The 387-nt window shown below is 45.0% G+C and carries 1 protein-coding gene; it reads right to left on the bottom strand.

The window, feature by feature from the left end:
- Positions 1-45: 45 nt before the first annotated feature.
- Positions 46-387, bottom strand: a 342-nt coding sequence (locus DWX33_RS21685; RefSeq protein ID WP_117685358.1) for a dihydrofolate reductase family protein, incomplete at its 5' end; no start/stop codon positions are given.

Genomic DNA, 387 nt, shown 5'->3' with positions numbered 1-387 from the left:
ATTCTATTCTTGAAAATAAAAATGTATGCTTGCCGCACATTTTGGCTATCTTGCTTTTTTATCAAGGATGTAGATAATGCGGCATACACCGTTGGGAAAACTTTTCAAAGAGGAAAGCGTCCAGTGTTGCTCTGGCAGAGCCGACTTAAAAAAATGTCGTCCGCTTCCGGATATGAAAGGAACGGTGTATAGTATGATTTCATCCACAGCGTGCATCCGCAGCAGTCCGTTTATATAGTCTGCCGTGTCCGGTGTGGCTTCCGCGAGGTAACGGATGTTTGTGCAGTCTTTTCTCCATTCGTGCAGCATTGAAATGGAATAGTCCGGTGTCACACGGTAAAAGGCTTTCTTCCTGATTTCATCAAGACCGCAACGGTCAAGGCACAA

Source organism: Parabacteroides sp. AF19-14, from assembly GCF_003635485.1.
GTDB classification, from domain to species: domain Bacteria; phylum Bacteroidota; class Bacteroidia; order Bacteroidales; family Tannerellaceae; genus Parabacteroides; species Parabacteroides distasonis.
The sequence above is the reverse complement of the archived record's forward strand: the minus strand, read 5'-3'. Positions and strand labels throughout refer to the sequence as shown.